The sequence below is a fragment of the Allobosea sp. P5_A5 genome, from assembly GCF_056400625.1.
This window is the reverse complement of record NZ_JBFUKY010000006.1, coordinates 161461-180813: the sequence shown is the minus strand read 5'-3', so window position 1 is coordinate 180813 and position 19353 is coordinate 161461. Positions and strand designations below refer to the sequence as shown.

The 19353-nt window shown below is 65.9% G+C and carries 19 protein-coding genes; 10 read left to right on the top strand and 9 right to left on the bottom strand.

Annotated features, from left to right (window positions below; translation table 11 throughout):
• Positions 1-123 precede the first annotated feature (123 nt).
• On the bottom strand, positions 124-1785 hold the full coding sequence (locus AC1DR6_RS14060) for a TRAP transporter large permease (protein ID WP_476829972.1): 1662 nt from the start codon (positions 1783-1785) through the stop codon (positions 124-126).
• 155 nt (positions 1786-1940) lie between these two features.
• Positions 1941-2540, bottom strand: coding sequence for a TRAP transporter small permease subunit (locus tag AC1DR6_RS14055; RefSeq protein WP_476829860.1), 600 nt, complete (start codon positions 2538-2540; stop codon positions 1941-1943).
• A gap of 310 nt (positions 2541-2850) precedes the next feature.
• Between AC1DR6_RS14055 and AC1DR6_RS14050 the strand changes: the two genes are divergently transcribed.
• Positions 2851-3639, top strand: a complete 789-nt coding sequence (locus tag AC1DR6_RS14050) for a class II glutamine amidotransferase (protein ID WP_476829859.1) — start codon at positions 2851-2853, stop codon at positions 3637-3639.
• A 125-nt stretch (positions 3640-3764) separates the two neighbouring features.
• Positions 3765-4775 (top strand): arginase, encoded by a 1011-nt coding sequence (rocF, locus tag AC1DR6_RS14045; RefSeq protein WP_476829858.1) that lies wholly within the window; start codon positions 3765-3767, stop codon positions 4773-4775.
• A gap of 122 nt (positions 4776-4897) precedes the next feature.
• Here rocF and ggt read toward each other — a convergent pair whose 3' ends face one another.
• A complete protein-coding gene (ggt, locus tag AC1DR6_RS14040) occupies positions 4898-6493 on the bottom strand; it encodes a gamma-glutamyltransferase (protein WP_476829857.1) in 1596 nt (531 codons plus the stop codon).
• Positions 6494-6712: 219 nt separating this feature from the next.
• On the opposite strand from ggt, the gene AC1DR6_RS14035 reads away from it, so the two are divergent.
• On the top strand, positions 6713-7909 hold the full coding sequence (locus AC1DR6_RS14035) for an MFS transporter (protein ID WP_476829856.1): 1197 nt from the start codon (positions 6713-6715) through the stop codon (positions 7907-7909).
• Positions 7910-7915: 6 nt separating this feature from the next.
• Here AC1DR6_RS14035 and AC1DR6_RS14030 read toward each other — a convergent pair whose 3' ends face one another.
• Entirely contained in the window at positions 7916-8974 is a 1059-nt protein-coding gene (locus AC1DR6_RS14030) for an ornithine cyclodeaminase (protein WP_476829855.1), read from the bottom strand.
• A gap of 126 nt (positions 8975-9100) precedes the next feature.
• On the opposite strand from AC1DR6_RS14030, the gene AC1DR6_RS14025 reads away from it, so the two are divergent.
• Positions 9101-9538, top strand: a complete 438-nt coding sequence (locus AC1DR6_RS14025; RefSeq protein ID WP_476829971.1) for an Lrp/AsnC family transcriptional regulator — start codon at positions 9101-9103, stop codon at positions 9536-9538.
• Positions 9539-9688: 150 nt separating this feature from the next.
• Here AC1DR6_RS14025 and AC1DR6_RS14020 read toward each other — a convergent pair whose 3' ends face one another.
• The 3 genes from AC1DR6_RS14020 to AC1DR6_RS14010 all read right to left on the bottom strand — a co-directional run bounded on the left by AC1DR6_RS14020 (position 9689) and on the right by AC1DR6_RS14010 (position 12357).
• A complete protein-coding gene (locus tag AC1DR6_RS14020; RefSeq protein WP_476829854.1) occupies positions 9689-10177 on the bottom strand; it encodes an Lrp/AsnC family transcriptional regulator in 489 nt (162 codons plus the stop codon).
• 202 nt (positions 10178-10379) lie between these two features.
• Positions 10380-11147 carry an SDR family oxidoreductase gene (locus tag AC1DR6_RS14015; protein ID WP_476829853.1) on the bottom strand — a complete coding sequence of 256 codons (768 nt, stop codon included), beginning with the start codon at positions 11145-11147 and terminating at the stop codon, positions 10380-10382.
• A 10-nt stretch (positions 11148-11157) separates the two neighbouring features.
• Entirely contained in the window at positions 11158-12357 is a 1200-nt protein-coding gene (locus tag AC1DR6_RS14010) for a mandelate racemase/muconate lactonizing enzyme family protein (protein ID WP_476829852.1), read from the bottom strand.
• 216 nt (positions 12358-12573) lie between these two features.
• Here AC1DR6_RS14010 and AC1DR6_RS14005 point away from each other — a divergent pair, with 216 nt between their 5' ends.
• From AC1DR6_RS14005 to AC1DR6_RS13980, 6 genes are all read left to right on the top strand, one after another.
• Positions 12574-13344 carry a GntR family transcriptional regulator gene (locus AC1DR6_RS14005; RefSeq protein WP_476829851.1) on the top strand — a complete coding sequence of 257 codons (771 nt, stop codon included), beginning with the start codon at positions 12574-12576 and terminating at the stop codon, positions 13342-13344.
• Positions 13345-13353: 9 nt separating this feature from the next.
• Positions 13354-14331 (top strand): 2-hydroxyacid dehydrogenase, encoded by a 978-nt coding sequence (locus tag AC1DR6_RS14000; protein WP_476829850.1) that lies wholly within the window; start codon positions 13354-13356, stop codon positions 14329-14331.
• Between the two features lie 85 nt (positions 14332-14416).
• Positions 14417-15220 carry a transporter substrate-binding domain-containing protein gene (locus tag AC1DR6_RS13995; RefSeq protein WP_476829849.1) on the top strand — a complete coding sequence of 268 codons (804 nt, stop codon included), beginning with the start codon at positions 14417-14419 and terminating at the stop codon, positions 15218-15220.
• Positions 15221-15309: 89 nt separating this feature from the next.
• Positions 15310-16005 carry an amino acid ABC transporter permease gene (locus AC1DR6_RS13990; RefSeq protein WP_476829848.1) on the top strand — a complete coding sequence of 232 codons (696 nt, stop codon included), beginning with the start codon at positions 15310-15312 and terminating at the stop codon, positions 16003-16005.
• Positions 16005-16658, top strand: coding sequence for an amino acid ABC transporter permease (locus tag AC1DR6_RS13985; protein WP_476829847.1), 654 nt, complete (start codon positions 16005-16007; stop codon positions 16656-16658). Before AC1DR6_RS13990 ends, AC1DR6_RS13985 begins: the two co-directional genes overlap by 1 nt.
• Positions 16639-17382: an amino acid ABC transporter ATP-binding protein gene (locus tag AC1DR6_RS13980; RefSeq protein WP_476829846.1), complete on the top strand. Its 744-nt coding sequence runs from the start codon at positions 16639-16641 to the stop codon at positions 17380-17382. The genes AC1DR6_RS13985 and AC1DR6_RS13980 overlap by 20 nt, the downstream gene beginning before the upstream one ends.
• An 18-nt stretch (positions 17383-17400) precedes the next feature.
• On the opposite strand, the gene AC1DR6_RS13975 is transcribed toward AC1DR6_RS13980, so the two are convergent.
• Positions 17401-17808, bottom strand: coding sequence for a DUF983 domain-containing protein (locus AC1DR6_RS13975; protein WP_476829845.1), 408 nt, complete (start codon positions 17806-17808; stop codon positions 17401-17403).
• Between the two features lie 109 nt (positions 17809-17917).
• Positions 17918-19315, bottom strand: a complete 1398-nt coding sequence (gene lpdA, locus AC1DR6_RS13970; RefSeq protein ID WP_476829844.1) for a dihydrolipoyl dehydrogenase — start codon at positions 19313-19315, stop codon at positions 17918-17920.
• Positions 19316-19353: the final 38 nt, after the last annotated feature.

The window sequence follows — 19353 nt, the reverse complement described above, 5'->3', positions numbered from 1 at the left end:
AGCCATTCCGCAGGGATGGCGTCTCGAAGGGCGTTTCAGGAGGTTCCGCAACCAGCTGGCCCATCCTTCGAAACGCGCCTGACGGCGCTCCTCAGGATGAGGGCTGATCTCTTCTCGCCAAGATCAAGGCTTCGGCGCCTCGAAGGTCGGCGGCGCGCTGAAGTCGAAGCCGCCTGGTCCGCCGATTCCGGGGATCTGGATCTGCTCGAACTGCTTGTCGATCGCCTTCTGGTCGAGCTGAATGGCCGATGCCTTGTAGTGCATCACCATCTGCGGGAACAGCACCACCATCGCCACCATGATGCACTGGATGACCACGAAGGGCACCGCACCCCAGTAGATCTGGCCGGTGGTGACGGGCTCCATCATCCGGCCGGTGACCCGATCGCGATAGGGGTTCTTCGGCGCGACCGAGCGCAGGAAGAACAACGCGAAACCGAAGGGCGGGTGCATGAAGCTCGTCTGCATGTTCACGCCGAGGATGACGCCGAACCAGATCAGATCGATGCCGAGCTTCTCCGCCGCCGGCCCGAGCAGCGGCACGATGATGAAGGCGAGCTCGAAGAAGTCGAGGAAGAACGCCAGCAGGAAGACCATGATGTTGACGACGATCAGGAAGCCCGTCGCGCCGCCCGGCAGGCCGATGAGCAAATGCTCGACCCAGACATGGCCGTTGACGCCGTAGAAGGTCAGCGAGAAGACGCGCGCGCCAACCAGAATGAACAGCACGAAGGCGGAGAGTTTGGCGGTGGATTCGACCGCCTGCTTCAGCAGGTCGAAGGTCATTCGGCGCTTGCCCCAGGCGAGCAGGATCGCGCCGGCCGCGCCCATGGCGCCGCCTTCGGTCGGGGTCGCCACGCCGATGAAGATCGTGCCGAGCACGAGGAAGATCAGCGCCAGCGGCGGCACCATCACGAACACGACCTGCTCGGCCATGCGCGAGAGCAGGTTGAGGCCCAGGGCCTTGTTGACCAGCGCGATCACGAAGGAGACGCCGACCGCGATCGACATCGTCAGCACGACGAAATCGGACCCGGCCGCAACCTTGGTGAAGAGCTTCATATAGGCGTAGGCGACCGCAAACGAGATGATCGTCACCACCAGCAGCGAGCGCCTGCGCGTCTGCCCGTCAGCATCGCGCAGGGTCTGCGCCTCCGGCGGCAGGCCGGGCGCGCGGCCGGGCGCGATCATCGTGATGATGAAAACGTAGACTGCATAGAGCCCCGAGAGCACCAGGCCGGGGATGAAGGCGCCCTCATACATGTCCCCAACCGAGCGGCCGAGCTGGTCGGCCAGCACGATCAGGACGAGCGAGGGCGGAATGATCTGCGCCAACGTGCCCGACGCCGCGATGACGCCGGAAGCCAGGCGCCGGTCATAGCCGTAGCGCAGCATGATCGGCAGCGAAATCAAGCCCATCGAGATCACGGAGGCCGCGACAACGCCGGTCGTGGCCGCCAGCAGCGCGCCGACGAAGATCACGGCATAGGCGAGGCCGCCGCGCACGGGGCCGAAGAGCTGGCCGATGGTGTCGAGCAGATCCTCCGCCATGCCGGAGCGCTCGAGCACGAGGCCCATGAAGGTGAAGAACGGGATCGCCAGCAGCACGTCGTTGTTCATCGTGCCGTAGATGCGTTCCGGCAGCGCCTGCAGGAAGTTCTCCTGAAACAGGCCGAGCTCGATGCCGACGATCGCGAAGAGCAGTCCGTTGGCGGCCAGCGCGAAGGCGACCGGATAACCCAGCAGCAGGAACAAGACGAGCGTGGCGAACATCACCGGCGCCATGTTGACGCGCAGGAAATCGCCCAAGCCGCCGCCGGCCGCGAAGGCATCCCCGGTGTGCAGGCTGAAGAAGGCAAGAACCGTCAGCGTCAGCAGCATGACGACGCGCGAGGAGCGGAGCAAGGTCATGGCGGGTTTCCGGACGTCTCGCGGGCGGTTCACGAGACCAGGCCCTGCTGCTTGGCCTGATCGAGGAGGCGTTGCGCCTCGGCTTCGGCAGCGGCGGCATGGCCCGCCACCGCCTCGTCATCCTCCAGATCGCCACGCATGATCGCGACCGTCTTGATGATCTCGGACACGCCCTGGAAGGTCAGCATCAGGAAGCCGACGATCACGAGGCCTTTGGCCGGCCATTGCGGCAGGCCGCCGGCCGAGAGCGACTGCTCGTTGATCTCATAGGAGCGCAGGAAGAACGGCCAGGAATGATAGACGATCAGCAGGCAGAACGGCATCAGGAACAGCACATGGCCAAGCAGTTCGATGCATTGCCGGACGCGCTTCGGCAGCATGCTGTTCACGATGTCGATGCGGATGTGCTCCTTCACCTGCATCGTCCAGGAAGCGCACATCAGGAAGACCGCCCCGAACAGCATCCATTGCAGTTCGAGGAAGGAGTTCGACGACCAGTTGAAGACCTTTCGGACGATCGCGTTGACCGTCGCGACGATGACGGCGGCCAGGATCAGCCAGGCGATCTTCTTGCCGATCTGGCTGTTGACCGCGTCGATCACGCGGCTGATGGCTAGAAGGCCCTTCACGTTCCCGCTCCCGTCGCGACGCTCTGGCCCGGTCATGCCGGGGCGAGCATTCGTTTATGCGCCCTTTAAGGGCTGGATCGGTATAGGAGCGGCCCTATGCACGCAAGACGGGTACGGCCTTATCCATTGGGCGGAAGCGTGCCGCAGATCGGCCCGGCGGGCGCGCGCCAGAATGACCTTATCAGGGTGACCCGCCGAGGATGATGAGGCGGCCCGGAGAATATCTGTTATGTTCCCGTTCAGCATTGGAGAACAAACTTCTCCGGTTGATCCCGTAACGGCCGATTCGAGCCTCCAGATCGAGCCTGCCATGTGCCGCTTTCTCGCTTATTCCGGTGTGCCGGTTTTCCTCGACGACTTCGTCGCCTCGCCCTGCCATTCGCTCATCCACCAGTCGCTCCATGCCGAAGAAGCGAAGACGGGGACGAATGGCGACGGGTTCGGCATCGGCTGGTATGGCGAGAAGCCAGAGCCCGGGCAGTATCGCGAGGTCAGGCCGGCCTGGTCGGACGAGAACCTGCTCTCCATCGCGCGACAGGTGCGCTCGCCTCTGTTCTTCGCGCATGTGCGGGCGGCGACCGGCACGGCGACGACGCGGGCGAACTGCCACCCCTTCGTCCATGGCCGCTACATGTTCATGCATAACGGCCAGATCGGCGGGTATAACGAGATCCGTCGCAAGCTCGAGGCGCTGATCCCTGACGCGCTTTATGGCGCGCGCGCCGGCACGACCGATTCCGAGGCGCTGTTCCTGCTCATCCTTGCCCATCTCGAAAACGGGCTGGCGCCCGGTGCCGCGATGGCCGCAGCCATCAGCGAGACGCTCTCGCTGATGGCCCGCTCCGGCACGCGAGAGCCGCTGCGCTGCGCCGCCGCGCTGGCCGATGGCGAGGCCATTCACGCCGTGCGCTGGTCGTCCGACGCCAAGCCGCCGAGCCTCTATGTGTGCGAAAAGTCCGATAGCGTGGTCGTGGCATCCGAGCCGGTCGACGCCGCGCGCGAATGCTGGCGCGCGCTCCCCTGCAACACGCTCGCGACCATCCGCGCGGGCCGTGTCACGCTCGCGCCGCTGGAGATCGCCTTGCGCGAAGCCGCCTGAGCGTTTGAGTAGCGCAGGCTAAAGCCTTGGAGCACTGCAGGGTTGCCGTCGCAGCCCTCGACAAGGCCGGCGCGCTCGGCCAATGACGGCGGCCGACCAGCCTCCGTTTCAGGATTTGCGACGCCATGAGTTCCCCCGCCGCCACCATCCCGGCCACCGCAATCCCCGCCACCGCAATCCCTGGCACCGCGGGTCGGATCGCCTTGCTGGGCGCGCCGATCGAGGTCGGGGCCTCCCAGCGGGGCGCACTGATGGGCCCGGCCGGCCTGCGCACGGCGGGCCTCGCACAGGTGCTGGAAAGCCTCGGCTATACGGTCGAGGACCATGGCGACATCCTGCCGCGCGACCTGACGGCGGTCGATGGTCCGGCGCCGGAGAACGCCCGCTTCTACAACGAGATCGCAGCCTGGATGCGCGCGCTCAGCGCCCGCGCCTACGAGATCGCGAAGTCGGGGGCGATACCGATCTTTCTCGGCGGCGACCACAGCCTGTCGATGGGCTCGGTCAACGGCGTCGCGCGCCACTGGCAGGAGCAGGGCCGCCCGCTGTTCGTGCTGTGGCTCGATGCGCATGCCGATTTCAACATGCCGGCGATCTCGCCATCGGGGAACATGCACGGCATGTCCTCGGCCTTTCTCTGCGGCGAAACCGGGCTCGACGCGCTGCTGGGCTCGGAGCCCCGCGCCTCGATCACTCCGGCGCAGCTCAGCCTCTTCGGCATCCGCTCGATCGACCCGCAGGAAAAGGCGGCGGTGAAGGCGCGCGGCATCGACATCGCCGACATGCGGGCCATCGACGAGCATGGCGTCGGCGTGCTGATCCGGCAGGTGATCGAGAAGGTGCGCGCCGCGAACGGGGTGCTGCATGTTTCGTTCGACGTCGATTTTCTCGACCCGCCGCTGGCGCCCGGCGTCGGCACCACCGTGCCGGGCGGGGCGACCTATCGCGAGGCCCATCTCGTGATGGAGCTGCTGCACGATTCCGGGCTGGTGGCGTCGATGGACATCGTCGAGCTCAACCCCTTCCTCGACGATCGCGGCCAGACCGCGCGGCTCGCCGTGGAGCTGGCCGGCAGCCTGTTCGGCCAGGAGATCACCGACCGGCGCACGCCTTCGAACGCGATTGGGGCTGTTTGAGCCGTCAAGAGCTCGTCATGCTCGGGCTTGACCCGAGCATCTTTCTCCAGAGGAGGCTCTGGCGCCTCACCGCCCTGAGATTCTCGGGTCTCCCTGCGGTCGCCCGAGAACGACGGGTGATTTCACACCGCCAGCGCCATCCCGTCCTTGCGGTGGTCAGAGGCGCCGAACATCACGCCGCGGGCATGGTCGACCCAGATCGCCTGGCAGCCACCGATCGCCTCCTGCGACCAGACGACGTCGTGGCCGCGCGCCTTCAGGTCGGCTGCGACGCTTTCGGCGATCGTCGTCTCCAGCGTGAGCTTGCCGTCATAGGCAAAGCTGCGCGGGGCGTCGCTCGCCTGCTGCGGGTCGAGACCACGGTCCAGAATGCCCGAGATGAAGTGGGCGTGGCCTGTCGCCTGGTATTGCCCGCCCATCACGCCCAGCGGCATGATGGCGCGGCCGTCCTTCGCCAGCATGCCGGGGATGATGGTATGGAAGGGGCGCTTGCGCGGCGCGATCGCGTTGGGGTGCTCTTCCAGAAGGCGGAAGCCCGAGCCACGGTTTTGCAGCATGACGCCCGATTTCGCGGCATAAATGCCGCTGCCGAAGCCTGAGAACAGCGAATTGATGAAGGAGATCATGTTGCCGTCGCGGTCGACGACGCAGAGATAGATCGTGTCCTTGTGCAATGGCATGTCGAAGGTTTCGGGCGCGGCGGCACGCTCCAGGCTGATCTCCGCACGCAGCCGCCCGACGAACGCGTCGGACAGGAAGCGCTCGGTGTCGAAGGGGCTGACCGCCGGGTCGGCGACCAGCGCGTCGCGCTGACGATAGCCGGCCTTGGTCGCCTCGGCGAGGATGTGGATGCGGTCGGCTTCGCTGAGCCTGTCGTCGCTCAGGTCGAAACCGGCGAGGATACGGGTGATCAGCAACGCGGCGATGCCCTGTCCGTTCGGCGGACACTCCCAGAGCCTGTGGTCGCGATAATCGGCGCCGATTGGCTCGACCTTATCGGCCTTGGTCGCGGCGAGATCCTCGACCGCCATCAGGCTGCCGGCGCCGTTCAACACCGCGACGATCTCCTCGGCGAGCTCGCCTTCGTAGAAGGCGGCACGGCCTTCGCGCGCGATGCGGCGCAATGTTTTGCCGAGCGCGGGATGGACCATCTTGTCGCCGACCGCAGGGGCCTTGCCGCCGGGCAGATAGACCGCATTGCCGAGCCCGTGCTTCTCGATGCGCCCGCGATTTTTCTCCCAGTCGAGCGCGACGCGCGGCGTCACCACGAAGCCCTCCTCCGCCGCGCGGATCGCCGGAGCGAAGACCTCCTCCAGGCTCTTGCTGCCATGATCTTCCATCAGCCGGCACCAGGCATCGATCGCGCCGGGCACGGTGACGGCATGGGCTGAGTCCGCTGCAATGGCGCTCATGCCCTGCCCCAGGAACCAGCCGAGCTCGGCCTTGGCCGGGGCGCGACCTGAGCCGTTCAGCGCGACCATGTTTCCGCCGGCCGGTGCATAAAGCGCGAAGCAGTCGCCGCCGATGCCGGTCATATGCGGATCGACCACCGCCTGCACCGCGACCGCAGCGATCGCAGCATCGACTGCGTTACCCCCCGCGCGCAGGATATCGACCGCCGCCAGCGTCGCTGCCGGATGCGAGGTCGCGGCCATGCCGCGCTCGCCGACCGCCAGCGAGCGCCCCGGCACCATGAAATCGCGATTGCCCCAGCTCATGGCGTTTCCTCCGGACGCCTACCTGCGCCTCTCCCTCACGGCTGTGCCGATTGCCGAAGAGCCTGACAATCCCGCGCCATGCATGGCCGGCGCGCGACCGCCGGGGTTCCAGCAAGGTCAGGCCGGGTTATTTGTGCTCTGCAACAAGGCCTTTGTCGGCCTCCAAACTGCCACCCCCGCCGAGATGCCCTCCCCGGCTTCGCATCCCAAGAGCCGACCATGTCGACCGCTACCGCGACGCCTGCGCAGCCTCAGCTTTCCGGCCCGCTCCTCACCATCGTCGCGATCGCGACGGGGGCTTTCGTGGCCAATCTCTATTACGCACAGCCGCTGATCGCCGCGATCGGCCCGGAGATCGGCGTCTCGCCCAACCTCGCCGGGGCGATCGTCAGCGTCACGCAGATTGGGTACGGCGCCGGCCTGTTCTTCCTGGTTTCGCTGGCTGATCTCGTCGAGAACAAGACGCTGGTGCTCTCGACGCTGGCGGCGACCACGCTTGGCCTCATCGGCATCGCGTTGTCCGGCACGGCCACGCCGTTCCTCCTCGCGAGTTTCCTGATCGGGGTGTCGGCGACCGGCGCACAGGTTCTCGTGCCCCTGATGGCGCATCTGGCGCCCGAGGCGCGGCGCGGCGCCGTCGTCGGCAAGGTGATGGCGGGGCTACTCACCGGCATCATGCTGGCGCGGCCCGCGGCCCTGTTCATCGCCGCGAGCTTCGGCTGGCGCGCGGTGTTCCTGACCTCGGCCGCCCTGATGGTGGTCATCGGCGCGTGCCTTGCCCGGATGATGCCGCGCTACCGGCCGCAGGGCGGGCTGCATTACGGCCAGATCCTCGCCTCGATGGCTGGGCTGCTGCGCGACATCCCGATCCTGCGCTGGCGCGCGGCCTATCAGGCGCTGATGTTTGCGGGCTTCAACATGCTTTGGACAGCCGCGCCGCTGATGCTGGCCGACCGCTTCGGGCTGACGGAACGCGGCATCGGCTTCTTTGCTCTGGCGGGCGCGGGCGGGGCGCTGGCGGCGCCGCTCGCGGGCCATCTCGCCGATCGCGGCCATTCGCGCCTGGCGACGGCCGGAGCGATGCTGACGCTGGCTTTGTGCTTCCTCGGCTCCAACTGGGCCGTGGCGACGCTGGCACTTGCCGTTCTCGTGGTGCTGGTCGTGCTGATCGACGCTGCCGTACAGGTCAATCAGGTGACCAGCCAGCGGGCGATCTTCTCGGTCGCCGCCGCCGTGCGCGGCCGGGCCAATGCGATCTATATGACGATCACCTTCATGGGCGGCGCACTCGGCTCCGTCCTCGGCACGGTCACCTACCATACCGGCGGCTGGAACCTGACGGCGCTGACCGGCGCCGGGCTCGGGCTCGCCATGCTGATCCTGTTTGCCTGCGAGCAGCGCTTCGCGCGACGCTGACCGCGTTCAGGCGGCGGCGATCACGTTCGGCGCCGCCCGCATCAGCATGCCGAAGAGATCGCGGGGATCGTCGGGATCGGCGATCAGGTCGAGTTCGGCATAGGTGCCGGCCTCGCGGATGCGCGCGTGGACATAGCGCAGCGCCGAGAAATCCTCGATCGCGAAGCCGACCGAATCGAACAGCGTAACCTGGCGGGGATCGGTGCGCCCTGGCTTTCGCCCCGCGATCACCTGCCAGAGTTCCTCGACCGGATGATCGGGCGCGAGCTGCTGGATATCGCCCTCGATGCGGGTCTGCGGCGGATATTCCACGAAGATCGCCGCGCGCCTCAGCACGTCGGGGTGGATCTCGGTCTTGCCCGGGCAGTCGCCACCGACCGCGTTGATGTGGATGCCGGCGCCGACCATGTTATCGGTCAGGATTGTCGCCTGCTGCTTGTCAGCCGTCACCGTGGTGATGATCCCGGCACCCTCGACCGACTCCATCGCGCTGGCGCAGCGAGTGATGCGATAACCGTGGCGTGCGAGGTTGCGGGCGCATTTCTCGGTGGCGGCCGGGTCGATATCGTAGAGCCGGAGGTTCTCGATGCCGAGCAGGGCGCGGAAGGCGAAAGCCTGGAATTCGGACTGGGCGCCGTTGCCGATCAGCGCCATGGTCGTCGCGTTCTTGGGCGCGAGGTATCGCGCCGCCACCGCCGACATCGCCGCCGTGCGCAAGGCGGTGAGGATGGTCATCTCGGAGAGCAGCACCGGATAGCCTGTCGCGACATCGGAGAGCAGCCCGAAGGCCGTCACCGTCTGCAGGCCGGCTTTCATGTTGCGGGGATGGCCGTTGACGTATTTGAAGCCGTAGAGCGTGCCGTCGCTGGTCGGCATCAGCTCGATCACGCCGTCGAGGCTGTGCGAGGCAATGCGCGGCGTCTTGTCGAAGCTCTCCCAACGCCGGAAATCGTCCTCGATCGTGTCCGCGATGTCCGACAGCATCCGTTCGATGCCGATCGCGTGGACGAGCTTCATCATGTCGTCGACGCTGACGAAGGGCACGACGTTGAGCGGATTGGTCATGCAGCCTCGCGCGAGCATTTGAAAGACCCATTGCAGCGGGTTTCGGCGGCAGCCGAAAGAAGCCGGATCGCGCAATCTGCCGCGCCGTTTGATCAATTTGGTTAGACGGATTATCCAATACGAATGATCGACGAGACTGACCGCAAGCTGATCACGCTGCTGCGCCATGACGGACGGCGCAGCATTTCCGACCTCGCCGCCGACCTTGGGCTGACGCGGGCGACCGTGCGGGCGCGGCTGGAGAAGCTGGAGAAAGCGGGCGAGATCGTCGGCTTCACTGTGATCCTGCGCTCGGATGCGATCGACCTGCCCGTGCGGGGCATCACCATGATCGAGATCGTGGGACGGGCGGCCGATGCGGTGATCGCCGCGCTCTCAGGCTTCAGCGAGGTGTCCAGCGTCCACACCACCAACGGGAAGTGGGACCTCGTCGCGGAACTGGGCACGTCGGACCTGATCGCCTTCGATCAGGTTTTGCGCCGCATCCGGATGATCCCGGGTGTCTCGAACAGTGAGACCAGCCTGCTGCTGGCAACGCCGCGCAGCGTCAAGGCACGGCTTTAACTCTGCTCGCGCCGAACATTTTACGATGTCATCCCGGACGCAACGAAGCGGAGATCCGGGATCCATTCCTGAGCGTCACCGGTAAGGTTTCGGAATGGGTCCCGGGTCAAGCCCGGGACGACGGCGCGCTTCAGGCAAAACAGAAAATCGCTAATCGTCCTCCGGCAACGCCGCGATCGGCAGCGCGCTGGAGCGCTTGACCTGCCCCAGCGCGAAGCTCGACTCGATCGAGGCGACGCCGTCGAGCCGCGTCAGCTTGTCCTTGAGGAAGCGCTCATAGGCCGGCAGGTCGCGCACGACGATGCGCATCAGATAATCGCGCTGGCCGGTCATCAGGTAGCAGTCGACCACTTCCGGCCAGCGCGCGACCGCCTGCGAAAAGCGGTCGAGTTCGTCCTCGCGCTGGCGCTCCAGGCGAACCGAGGCGAAGACGCTGATCGGCAGCCCGACCTTGGTCTGGTCGATGATCGCGGCATAGCCCTGGATGACGCCGGCGTCCTCGAGGATGCGGATGCGCCGCGCGCAAGGCGAGGCGGAGAGCCCGACACGCGCGGCCAGATCCTGCACCGAGAGCCGCGAGTTGATCTGCAGCTCGGCGATGATCCTGCGGTCAAGCGCATCGAGACGCGGGCGCGGCATTCGTGTCCTCCGGTAAGGGCTTCGTACCGCCTTTTACCGTCCCGAGATGCTGCTTTCCATCCCGCACAAGCCCTCATCCTGAGGAGGCCCGTCAGGGCCGTCTCAAAGGATGATCCGGGAGGCTCCGGAGATCGCTCGCCCCTCCTTCGAGACGCGCCTGCGGCGCTCCTCATGATGAGGGCTGAGAGAACCGGTCTGGAGCCTACAGGACCGCGAGCATCCCGCCATCGACATAGATGATCTGGCCGTTGACGTAGTTCGAGGCCGGTGCGGCGAGGAAGACGGCGGCGCCGATCAGCTCTTCCGGGCGGCCCCAGCGCTTCGAAGGTGTGCGGCCCTTGACCCAGGCGTCGAAGGTCGGGTTGGCGATCAGCGCCTCGTTCATGTCGGTCAGCATGTAGCCGGGCCCGATGGCATTGGCCTGGATGCCATGCTCGGCCCACTCGGCCGCCATCGCCTGCGTCAGCATCTTGATGCCGCCCTTGGCCACCGTATAGGGCGCGACGGTGGCGCGCGCGAGCGCTGACGTCAGCGAGCCGATGTTGATGACCTTGCCGTGCCCGCGCGCGATCATGCGTTTGGCGGCCTCGCGCCCGATGACGAAGGCCGAGGTCAGATTGGTGTCGATCACGCGCTGCCAATCGGCCGTCGCCAGCTCGACCATCGGCTTGCGGAACTGGATGCCGGCGTTGTTGACAAGAATATCGACGGCGATGCCGGCCTTGTCGAAGCCGTCGAAGGCGGCGACGACCTGCTCCTCGGAGGTCACGTCGAAGGCGGCGGCATCGGCATCGTAGCCGGCCTGGCGCATCTCCTTGACCGCCGCATCGACGCGGGACGCATCGGTGCCGTTGACGAGGAGGCGCGCGCCGGCTTGGGCGAGCCCTTCGGCCATGGCACGGCCGAGCCCGCGCGAAGAGCCGGTGACGAGGGCCGTGCGGCCGGTGAGATCGAACAGCGGGTTGGTCATGGCTTCGTCCTCACAGGCTGGAGCGGCGCACGGTCAGGTCCGAACGCTCGAACACCGCCGGGAGCAGTTCGACGCCGAGGCCCGGCGCCTCCATCGGATAGACGTAGCCGCCCTCGATCCGCGGCATCTCGGTGACGAGCTCCTTATACCAGCCGGTATAGAAGGCCCGCACGGATTCCTGGATCAGCGTGTTGGGCTGGCTGAAGGAGGCGTGGATCGCCGCGATGAAGCCGACAGGGCCGATGCAGTCATGCGGGGCGAAGGGGCGGTGATAGGTCTCGGCCATCGCCGCGATCTTGCGGCCTTCGGTCAGCCCGCCTGTCCAGCAGAGATCGGCCATCACGATGTGCATCGCGTCGCGGTCGAGCATGTCCTTGTAGGGAAAGCGCGAGCCCAGCGTCTCGCTCGCCGTCACCGAAACCGTGGTCGAGCGGGCGAACTCCGCCAGCGCCTGCGGGGAGTTCATCCGGATCGGGTCTTCGTACCAGCATGGCTCGTATTGCTCGAGCACGCGCGCGATCTTGATCGCGGTCGGCAGGTTCCAGAGCGAGTGGAACTCGACCATGATCTCGATCTTGTCGCCGACGGCCTTGCGGATCTTCTCGAAGGGCTCGCAGGCCTTACGCATCTGGTCGGGCGTGATGAACAGGCCCTGGTTTTCGATGGCAGCCGGGTCGAAGGGCCAGATCTTCATGGCGGTGATGCCGCTTTCGAGCAGGCTTTCGGCAACCTCGTCGGCACGGTTCATGAAGCCGCCGAGATCCTCATAGGGGCCCTCGGTCGCGCCGAGATTCCAGGTCGAGACCGGCTTGATGTTCTGCGAGCGAACATAATTGTAGCCGGCGCAGGTGTTGTAGATGCGCTGCTTATCGCGGCACAGCCCACCCAGCATCTGGTGGACCGGCTGGCCGCAGACCTTACCGAAGATGTCCCACAGCGCGATGTCGACGGCCGAGGTCGCGCGCGATTCCGCGCCCGTCGAAGCCTGTGCCATCGGCAGATTGGTCATCTCCTTGTGCAGCGCCTCGATATGCAGGGGGTTCTTGCCAAGGAGCCGCATCGCCAGCGTGTCGTGCAGATGGGCCTCGACCGAGGCAGCGCCATAGAACGTCTCGCCCAGGCCGATGATGCCGGCATCGGTATGAACCCGAACCCAGAGGACGTTGGCGAACTCCTCGGTCTTGAGGGTCTCGATTGCGGTGATCTTCACTGTCGCCTCCCCGGCGCGGCCCTGTCTTCGACTATGGTCGAGCAGGCCCTGTGCTTTTGTCCGCGCCCCGATCGCCCTAGAGTGCCGTCAGCGCGAAGCCGAACATAAGAGCGCTTGTAAAATATCACAACATGTTTATCGTTGCCGGCAGAGGGCCGCAAAGAGCCCGCTGGGTGCCCCGCCTTCGGTGTGGGTCCAGCTTCGCCGGGAGGATACATGCCCAGTCTCAAGGCCAAGCCACGACTCGTGGGGTCCGACGCGCTCGACCCGCTGCCGCGCCGAAACCGGCTCAATTTCTTCGAGCTCGCCTATGAGCGCATCGAGGCGATGCTGATCGATTGTCAGCTCAAGCCCGGACGGCTGCTGACGATGATGGATCTGCAGAACCTCACCGGGTTCGGCCGCACGCCGGTGCACCACGCCGTCAGCCGCCTTGCCGCCGACACGCTGATCACGGTGCGTCCGCGCCACGGCCTGCAGATCGCGCCGATCGACCTCGCCCGCGAGCGGCTTTTGCTCAAGCTGCGCCGCGACCTCGAGCGCTTCGTCGCGCGGCTCGCCGCCGAGCGCGCCGGCCCGATGCACCGCAACCAGATGCTGCACATGGCCAGGCTCCTGCGCGACAAACGCGAGGACATGACCCTGGCTGACTTCAATCCGCTCGATCGCCGCATCGACCAGATGGTGCTTTCGGCAGCGGGCGAGCCGTTTCTCGAACATACGCTGCGGCCACTGCATACCTTGTTCCGCCGGATCGGCCATATCTACTATGCCCATGTCGCCGGTGAGGGAGATCTGCGCGCCACGGTCGATCTGCACCTCGCCTTGCTCAACGGCATCGCCTCGTCCCAGCCCGATCGCGCCGTCGCGGCCGCCGACGATCTTGTCAAATTCGTCGACGGCATGTTCGACGAACTGGAAGAATCCATCGATCCGACGCTGCTCGACTGCAGCATCGAGCCGCTGCTAACCCATCAAACGAGCTGAAACGCGACCATGCGCATTGTCTTTCACGGCGAGAACGCCGCCTCCTTCAGCCACGGTTTTGCCGAGCGCCTCGGCCAGCCGGCCGAGATCGCGCTGCTGCCCGACGCGCTTGCGAGCGAAGCCGACCGGGCCACCTACGAGGCGGCGGACGCGATCATCGGCGTGAAGTTCGATGCCGGCTTGCCGATGCCGGCCGGGCTGAAGCTGTTCCATGTGCCGGGCGCCGGCTACGACATGGTCGATCTTTCGCTGCTGCCGGCCTCGGCTGCGGTCTGCAACTGTTTCGGACATGAGCAGGCGATCGCCGAATATGTGATGAGCGCGATCCTCGTCCGCCATATCCCGCTCGCCGACGCCGACGTTCGCCTGCGAAAGGGCGACTGGACCTATTGGGCCGGTGCGCCCGAGCGGGTCCATGGCGAAATCTCGGGCAAGACCATCGGCCTGCTCGGCTTCGGCCATATCGGCAAGGCCATCGCCGCGCGCGCCAAGGCCTTCGAGATGAAGGTGCATGTCGCCAATCGTAGCGCCGTGCCGACTTCCGCGCTGGTGGACCGCTCTTTCACGCTCGACGCGCTCGACGACTTCTGGGGTTCGGTCGATTTCGTCGTCGTGTCAGTGCCGCTGACGGACGAGACCAAGGGCATTGTCGGCAAGGACGCTTTCGCCGCGATGCGCGGCGACGCCGTGGTGATCAATGTCGGTCGCGGCCCCACCATCGACGAGCAGGCGCTCTACGACGCCCTCAAGGACAAGCGCATCGGCGGCGCGATCATCGATACCTGGTACCGCTATCCCACCACTGGGGACAGCACGCCGCTGCCTTCAAATCTGCCTTTCCACGAGCTTTCAAACGTTTTAATGACGCCGCACATGTCCGGTTGGACAAGCGGCACGATCAGCCGCAGGCAGGGGGTCATCGCCGACAACATCCGCCATCGTTTCGCGGGCCAGCCGCTGGCGAACGTTGTGCGCGAAGGCATCTGACGCCCATACTTCCGTTTTCGTCCAACAGCCGGCCGCCAGAAGCCGGGCCAACAGACGCGGCATCGCCGCAGCAGAGGAAACGCTCATGAGATTCTCCAAGCATATCCGCATCGCGGGCACGTTGCTGGCGCTCGGTGCCGGCATGATGGCCGCAAGCCACGCCTCGGCCCAGTCGATCTCCGACATCGTCAAGCGCGGCAAGGTGCGCGTCGGCGTGCTGATCGGCGCCCCGCCCTATGGCTCGGTCGATGCCCAGGGCAACGCCGTCGGCTACGACGCCGACGTCACCGCGCTGATCGGCAAATATATCGGCCTGCCGGTCGAGGTGGTGCAGTTGACCCCGCCCGCGCGCATCCCGGCGCTCGAGGCCGGAAAAGTCGACTTCCTGGTGGCGACGCTCGCGCCCACGCCGGAGCGCGCCAAGGCGGTGATGTTCACCAACCCCTACAGCGCCTTCCAGACCGGCGTCTACGCCAAGAAGGGCACCCCGGTGAAGACCTGGGAAGACCTGAAGGGCCGTACCGTCGGCGTCAATCGCGGGTCCAGCGTCGAGCGCGAGTTCACCAACCGCGAGAAAGAGCTGAACCTCAAGATCCTGCGCTTCGAAGACGACGCCACCACGATGCAGGCGCTGTTCTCGGGCCAGGTCGAGGCGATCGCGGGTCCCGATGCGCAGGCCAACGCCGCCATCAAGGCGCGCGGCGAGACCGAGACGGAGCTGAAGTTCTTCTTCGGCATGCAGCCCAACTCGATGACCGTCCGCAAGGACGCCTATGAGCTGAAGCAATGGCTCAACAACACGATCTACTACATCAAGCAGAACGGCGAGCTGAACGCGATCTCCGAGAAGTGGGTCGGCGGCCCGCTACCGCCGCTGCCGACCTTCTGAGGCCTGCCGCGCCTGTCTGACGGCGCGACGTCGATCCCCGGCGGGCTTATCAGCCCGCCGGTCCCGCCATGGCCGAGGGAAACCTTCCGATGCAGTTCCAGTTCGAGTCGGTCTTCGCGGAGAGCGACCGGATCATCCAAGGCGTGCTCCTGACGATCGGCCTCTCCTTCGGGGCGATCGTGCTGGGGCTGATCCTCGCCGTGCTGCTCGTCGCGGCCAAGAGCCTGCTCGGCCGCTGGGTCGGGCTGGTGGTCGACGCTTATGTCGAGCTGCTGCGCAATACGCCCTTTCTGGTGCAGCTCTTCATGATGTTCTTCGGGTTGCCGCTGCTGGGCATCCGCCTGCCCGGGACCGAGGCGGCGCTGCTGGCGATGACCCTCAATCTCGGCGCCTACGCGACGGAGATCATCCGCGCCGGCGTGGATTCGATCCATAAGTCGCAGGTCGAGGCGGGCTTGTCGCTTGCCCTGAGCAAGCGCCAGGTCTTCCAGCATGTCGTGCTGATGCCGGCTTTGGCGCGGGTCTGGCCGTCGCTGTCCTCGCAATTCGTGCTGATGCTGCTGGCCTCCTCGATCTGCTCCTTCATCGCGGTGCCTGAATTGTCGGGCACGGCGGCGATCATCGAGCAGAACACCTTCCGCAGCTTCGAAACCTATATCGTGGTGACCGTGATCTATCTGGCATTGGCCCTGTCCTTGAAGGTCGCGCTCAACCAGCTCGGACGCGCCATCTTCCCGCGGGTCTCCAGCATCGATCGTCTCGACGCCAAGGCGGAGGCAGCCTGATGGCGAGTTTCGGTTGGCCCGAAGTCCTCTTTCTGCTGCGCGCCGCCGGCTGGACGCTGGTCCTCACCGCGATCGCATTCCTGATCGGCGGAGCCATCGGCGGCGTGTTCGCGATCATGCGGCTGTCGCCGATCAAGCTCGTCCGGCGCATCGCCTCGACCTATATCCTGGTGATCCAGTCGATCCCGGTGCTCATGGTGCTTTTCATGAGCTATTACGGGCTTTCGATCCTCGGCCTGGAGCTGCCGCCCTTCCTCGCCGCGTCGGCGTCGCTGGCGATCTATGTCAGCGCCTATCTCGCGGAGATCTGGCGGGGCTCGATCGAATCCGTCCCGTTCCAGCAATGGGAGGCTTCGTCCTCGCTGGCGCATTCGCGGGCGCAGACCTATCGCTACGTGATCCTGCCCCAGGCGGTCCGCATCTCGCTGCCGCCGACAGTCGGCTTCCTGGTCCAACTGGTGAAGAACACCTCGATCGTCTCGGTGGTCGGCTTCGTCGAGCTCGCCCGTGCCGGCCAGCTCGTCAACAACGCGACCTTCGATTCCTTCCGCGTCTTCGGGCTGGTCGCGCTGATCTATTTCGCGATCTGCTTCCCGCTGTCCCGGCTCAGCCGCCATCTCGAAAAGGTGATGAATGCCAGCCGTTCTCATTGAAGACGTCCACAAGAGCTACGCTAAGCTCGAAGTCCTGAAAGGCGTCTCGATGTCGGTCGAGACCGGGCAGGTTCTCGCGCTGATCGGTCGCTCAGGCTCCGGCAAGTCGACCATGCTGCGCTGCATCAATGGCCTCGAAGCGTTCCAGTCCGGCCGCATTGAGGTCGCGGGCCATGCCGTCGATCAGGATCCGAAGCGCCTGCGCGAGCTGCGCAAGGATGTCGGCATCGTCTTCCAGAGCTACAATTTGTTCCCGCACCTCACGGTCGGGCAGAACATCATGCTGTCGCCGCGCATCACCAAGAACGTACCGCAGGCCGAGGCGAAGGCGCTCGCCGAAGACGTGCTGGCGCAGGTCGGCCTGTCGGAAAAGTTCGACAGCTATCCCGACAACCTCTCGGGCGGCCAGCAGCAGCGCGTCGCCATCGCCCGTTCGCTGGCGATGAAGCCGAAGGTGATGCTGTTCGACGAGGTGACCTCGGCGCTCGATCCGGAGCTGACCGGCGAGGTTCTGGTCGTGATGGAAAACCTCGCCAAGGGTGGCATGACCATGATCCTGGTCACGCATGAGATGAGCTTCGCCCGCAATGTCGCGGACAAAACCATCTTCATGCATCAGGGCAAGATCTGGGAAGAAGGCCCTTCGCGCGAGCTCTTCGCCAACCCGAAGACGCCGGAGCTGGCAGGCTTCGTCAAGGCCGGCGCGCACGACGAGCGCCATTAGGCAGACCGAATGCATGCGTCAGACGCCGGAAGCATTGCCTTCCGGGTCTGGCCGGGCGAGCCGGCCTTCCTCGGCCTTGTGGACATATTGCGAGGCGACCAGCCAGCCCTTCAGGGGCTGCAAAGGCGGGATGCAGGTCAGCAGGATCAGCGGCAGCGTCGTGACCAGGTGCACCCAGCTCGGCGGGTCGTAGGTCAGTTCCAGCCAGAGCGGGAAGGCAACGGCGGGCACGCAGACGAACATCATCACGAAGAAAGCCGGTCCATCCGCAGGGTCGGCGAACGAATAATCGAGCCCGCAAGCCTCGCATTTCGGCTTGATCTTGAGAAAGCCGTCGAACATCCGGCCCTGACCACAACGCGGGCAGCGGCCGCGCAATCCGGTTTTCAGCGGCGACAGGGTCGGCCATTGTGTGTCGGCAGGCATGATCTCAACTCGCAGAGCGCCGCCTTGGCCGGCGGTTCAACCTGAAATCGTCCCCGACGCTCCACACTTCAAGCCGCCAGCGTGACGCTGCGCCGATAAGCCGCGCCGGCTAGATATGCAGCGCGTGGCCAAGCGCCTTCATCGCGGCTTCGGGGAAGGCTTCGCCCAGCGTCGGGTGAGCATGGATCGTGCCGGCGATATCCTCGAGCGTCGCGCCCATCTCGACAGCGAGCCCGAAGGCGGCGGAGAGTTCGGAGACGCCCGAACCCACGGCCTGGACGCCAAGGACCAGGTTGTTGCGCGCATCCGCCACCACGCGCACGAAGCCGGTCTCGGCGTGGCGGGTCATCGCCCTGCCATTGGCCTGGAACGGAAACTGGCCGATCTTGAGGTCGTAGCCGCCCTGTTTCGCCTCGTCCGGCGACAATCCGACCGAGACGATCTCGGGATCGGTGAAGCAGATTGCCGGCATGGCGCGCTTGTCCCAGGCGCGCGGCAGACCGGCGACGATCTCCGCCACTATCTCGCCTTGCGCCATGGCGCTGTGCGCGAGCATCGGCTCCCCGGTGACGTCGCCGATGGCATAGATGCCGCGCATTGTCGTCTCGCAGCGCTCGCCGACCCGGATAAAGCGGCCGTCCATATCGATCACAAGGTTTTCCAGCCCGAGATCGGTGGTGACAGGCTGGCGGCCGACCGTGACGAGGATTTTGTCCGCCGGCAGCTCGCGCTCCTTGCCCTCGGCGGTCTCGATGCGAAGACCATTGCCTTGCGCGGTCGGGCCGAGCGCCTTGGCTCCCAGCAGCACCTCGACCCCGAGCGCGGTCAGGCGTTTGGCGACCGGACCCGTCAGTTCGGCGTCGTAGAGCGGCAGGATGCGGTCCTGTGCTTCGACGATGGTCACAGTGGCTCCCATCTTGGCAAAGGCCGTGCCAAGTTCCAGCCCGATATAACCGCCGCCGACCACGACGAGACGCCTGGGCACCTCGGTCAGCGCGAGCGCTCCGGTGGAGGACACGACAGTTCCGCCGAAGGGCAGGAAAGGCAGCTCGACCGGCGCCGAGCCGGTGGCGATGACGATCGCCTCGGCATGGATCGTCTGGGGTCCGGTCTCGGTTTCGACCACGACGGTCTTGCCGTCGCGAAAGCGGGCCCGGCCCTGGACGATCTTGACCTTGGCCTTGCGCAGCAGGCCGCCGACGCCGCCGGTAAGGCGCTGGACGATGCCGTCCTTCCAGGCGACCGCCTGCCTGAGGTCGAGTTTGGGCTCGGCCGCGGTCAGGCCAAACGGCGTCCTGCCGGCGGCCGCGTCGCTCGCCTTCTCAAACTCCTCCGCGACATGGATCATCGCCTTGGAAGGGATGCAGCCGACATTGAGGCAGGAGCCGCCGAGCTTGCCGCTCTCGACGATGACGGTATCGATGCCGAGCTGGCCGGCGCGGATGGCGCAGACATAGCCGCCCGGGCCGGCGCCGATGACGAGAAGCTTGCAGGTGATCTCGGTCATCGCTGGTTCCCGTGGCCTAGACTATCGCGATCTTTCGC

Excerpts from the sequence above, each read along its gene's own strand:
- AC1DR6_RS14060 (WP_476829972.1), bottom strand. The coding sequence starts at position 1,785 with ATGGCGCCGGTGATGTTCGCCACGCTCGTCTTGTTCCTGCTGCTGGGT.
- AC1DR6_RS14050 (WP_476829859.1), top strand. The coding sequence starts at position 2,851 with ATGTGCCGCTTTCTCGCTTATTCCGGTGTGCCGGTTTTCCTCGACGAC.
- rocF (WP_476829858.1), top strand. The coding sequence starts at position 3,765 with ATGAGTTCCCCCGCCGCCACCATCCCGGCCACCGCAATCCCCGCCACC.
- ggt (WP_476829857.1), bottom strand. The coding sequence starts at position 6,493 with ATGAGCTGGGGCAATCGCGATTTCATGGTGCCGGGGCGCTCGCTGGCG.
- AC1DR6_RS14035 (WP_476829856.1), top strand. The coding sequence starts at position 6,713 with ATGTCGACCGCTACCGCGACGCCTGCGCAGCCTCAGCTTTCCGGCCCG.
- AC1DR6_RS14030 (WP_476829855.1), bottom strand. The coding sequence starts at position 8,974 with ATGACCAATCCGCTCAACGTCGTGCCCTTCGTCAGCGTCGACGACATG.
- AC1DR6_RS14020 (WP_476829854.1), bottom strand. The coding sequence starts at position 10,177 with ATGCCGCGCCCGCGTCTCGATGCGCTTGACCGCAGGATCATCGCCGAG.
- AC1DR6_RS14015 (WP_476829853.1), bottom strand. The coding sequence starts at position 11,147 with ATGACCAACCCGCTGTTCGATCTCACCGGCCGCACGGCCCTCGTCACC.
- AC1DR6_RS14005 (WP_476829851.1), top strand. The coding sequence starts at position 12,574 with ATGCCCAGTCTCAAGGCCAAGCCACGACTCGTGGGGTCCGACGCGCTC.
- AC1DR6_RS14000 (WP_476829850.1), top strand. The coding sequence starts at position 13,354 with ATGCGCATTGTCTTTCACGGCGAGAACGCCGCCTCCTTCAGCCACGGT.
- AC1DR6_RS13995 (WP_476829849.1), top strand. The coding sequence starts at position 14,417 with ATGAGATTCTCCAAGCATATCCGCATCGCGGGCACGTTGCTGGCGCTC.
- AC1DR6_RS13990 (WP_476829848.1), top strand. The coding sequence starts at position 15,310 with ATGCAGTTCCAGTTCGAGTCGGTCTTCGCGGAGAGCGACCGGATCATC.
- AC1DR6_RS13985 (WP_476829847.1), top strand. The coding sequence starts at position 16,005 with ATGGCGAGTTTCGGTTGGCCCGAAGTCCTCTTTCTGCTGCGCGCCGCC.
- AC1DR6_RS13980 (WP_476829846.1), top strand. The coding sequence starts at position 16,639 with ATGCCAGCCGTTCTCATTGAAGACGTCCACAAGAGCTACGCTAAGCTC.
- AC1DR6_RS13975 (WP_476829845.1), bottom strand. The coding sequence starts at position 17,808 with ATGCCTGCCGACACACAATGGCCGACCCTGTCGCCGCTGAAAACCGGA.
- lpdA (WP_476829844.1), bottom strand. The coding sequence starts at position 19,315 with ATGACCGAGATCACCTGCAAGCTTCTCGTCATCGGCGCCGGCCCGGGC.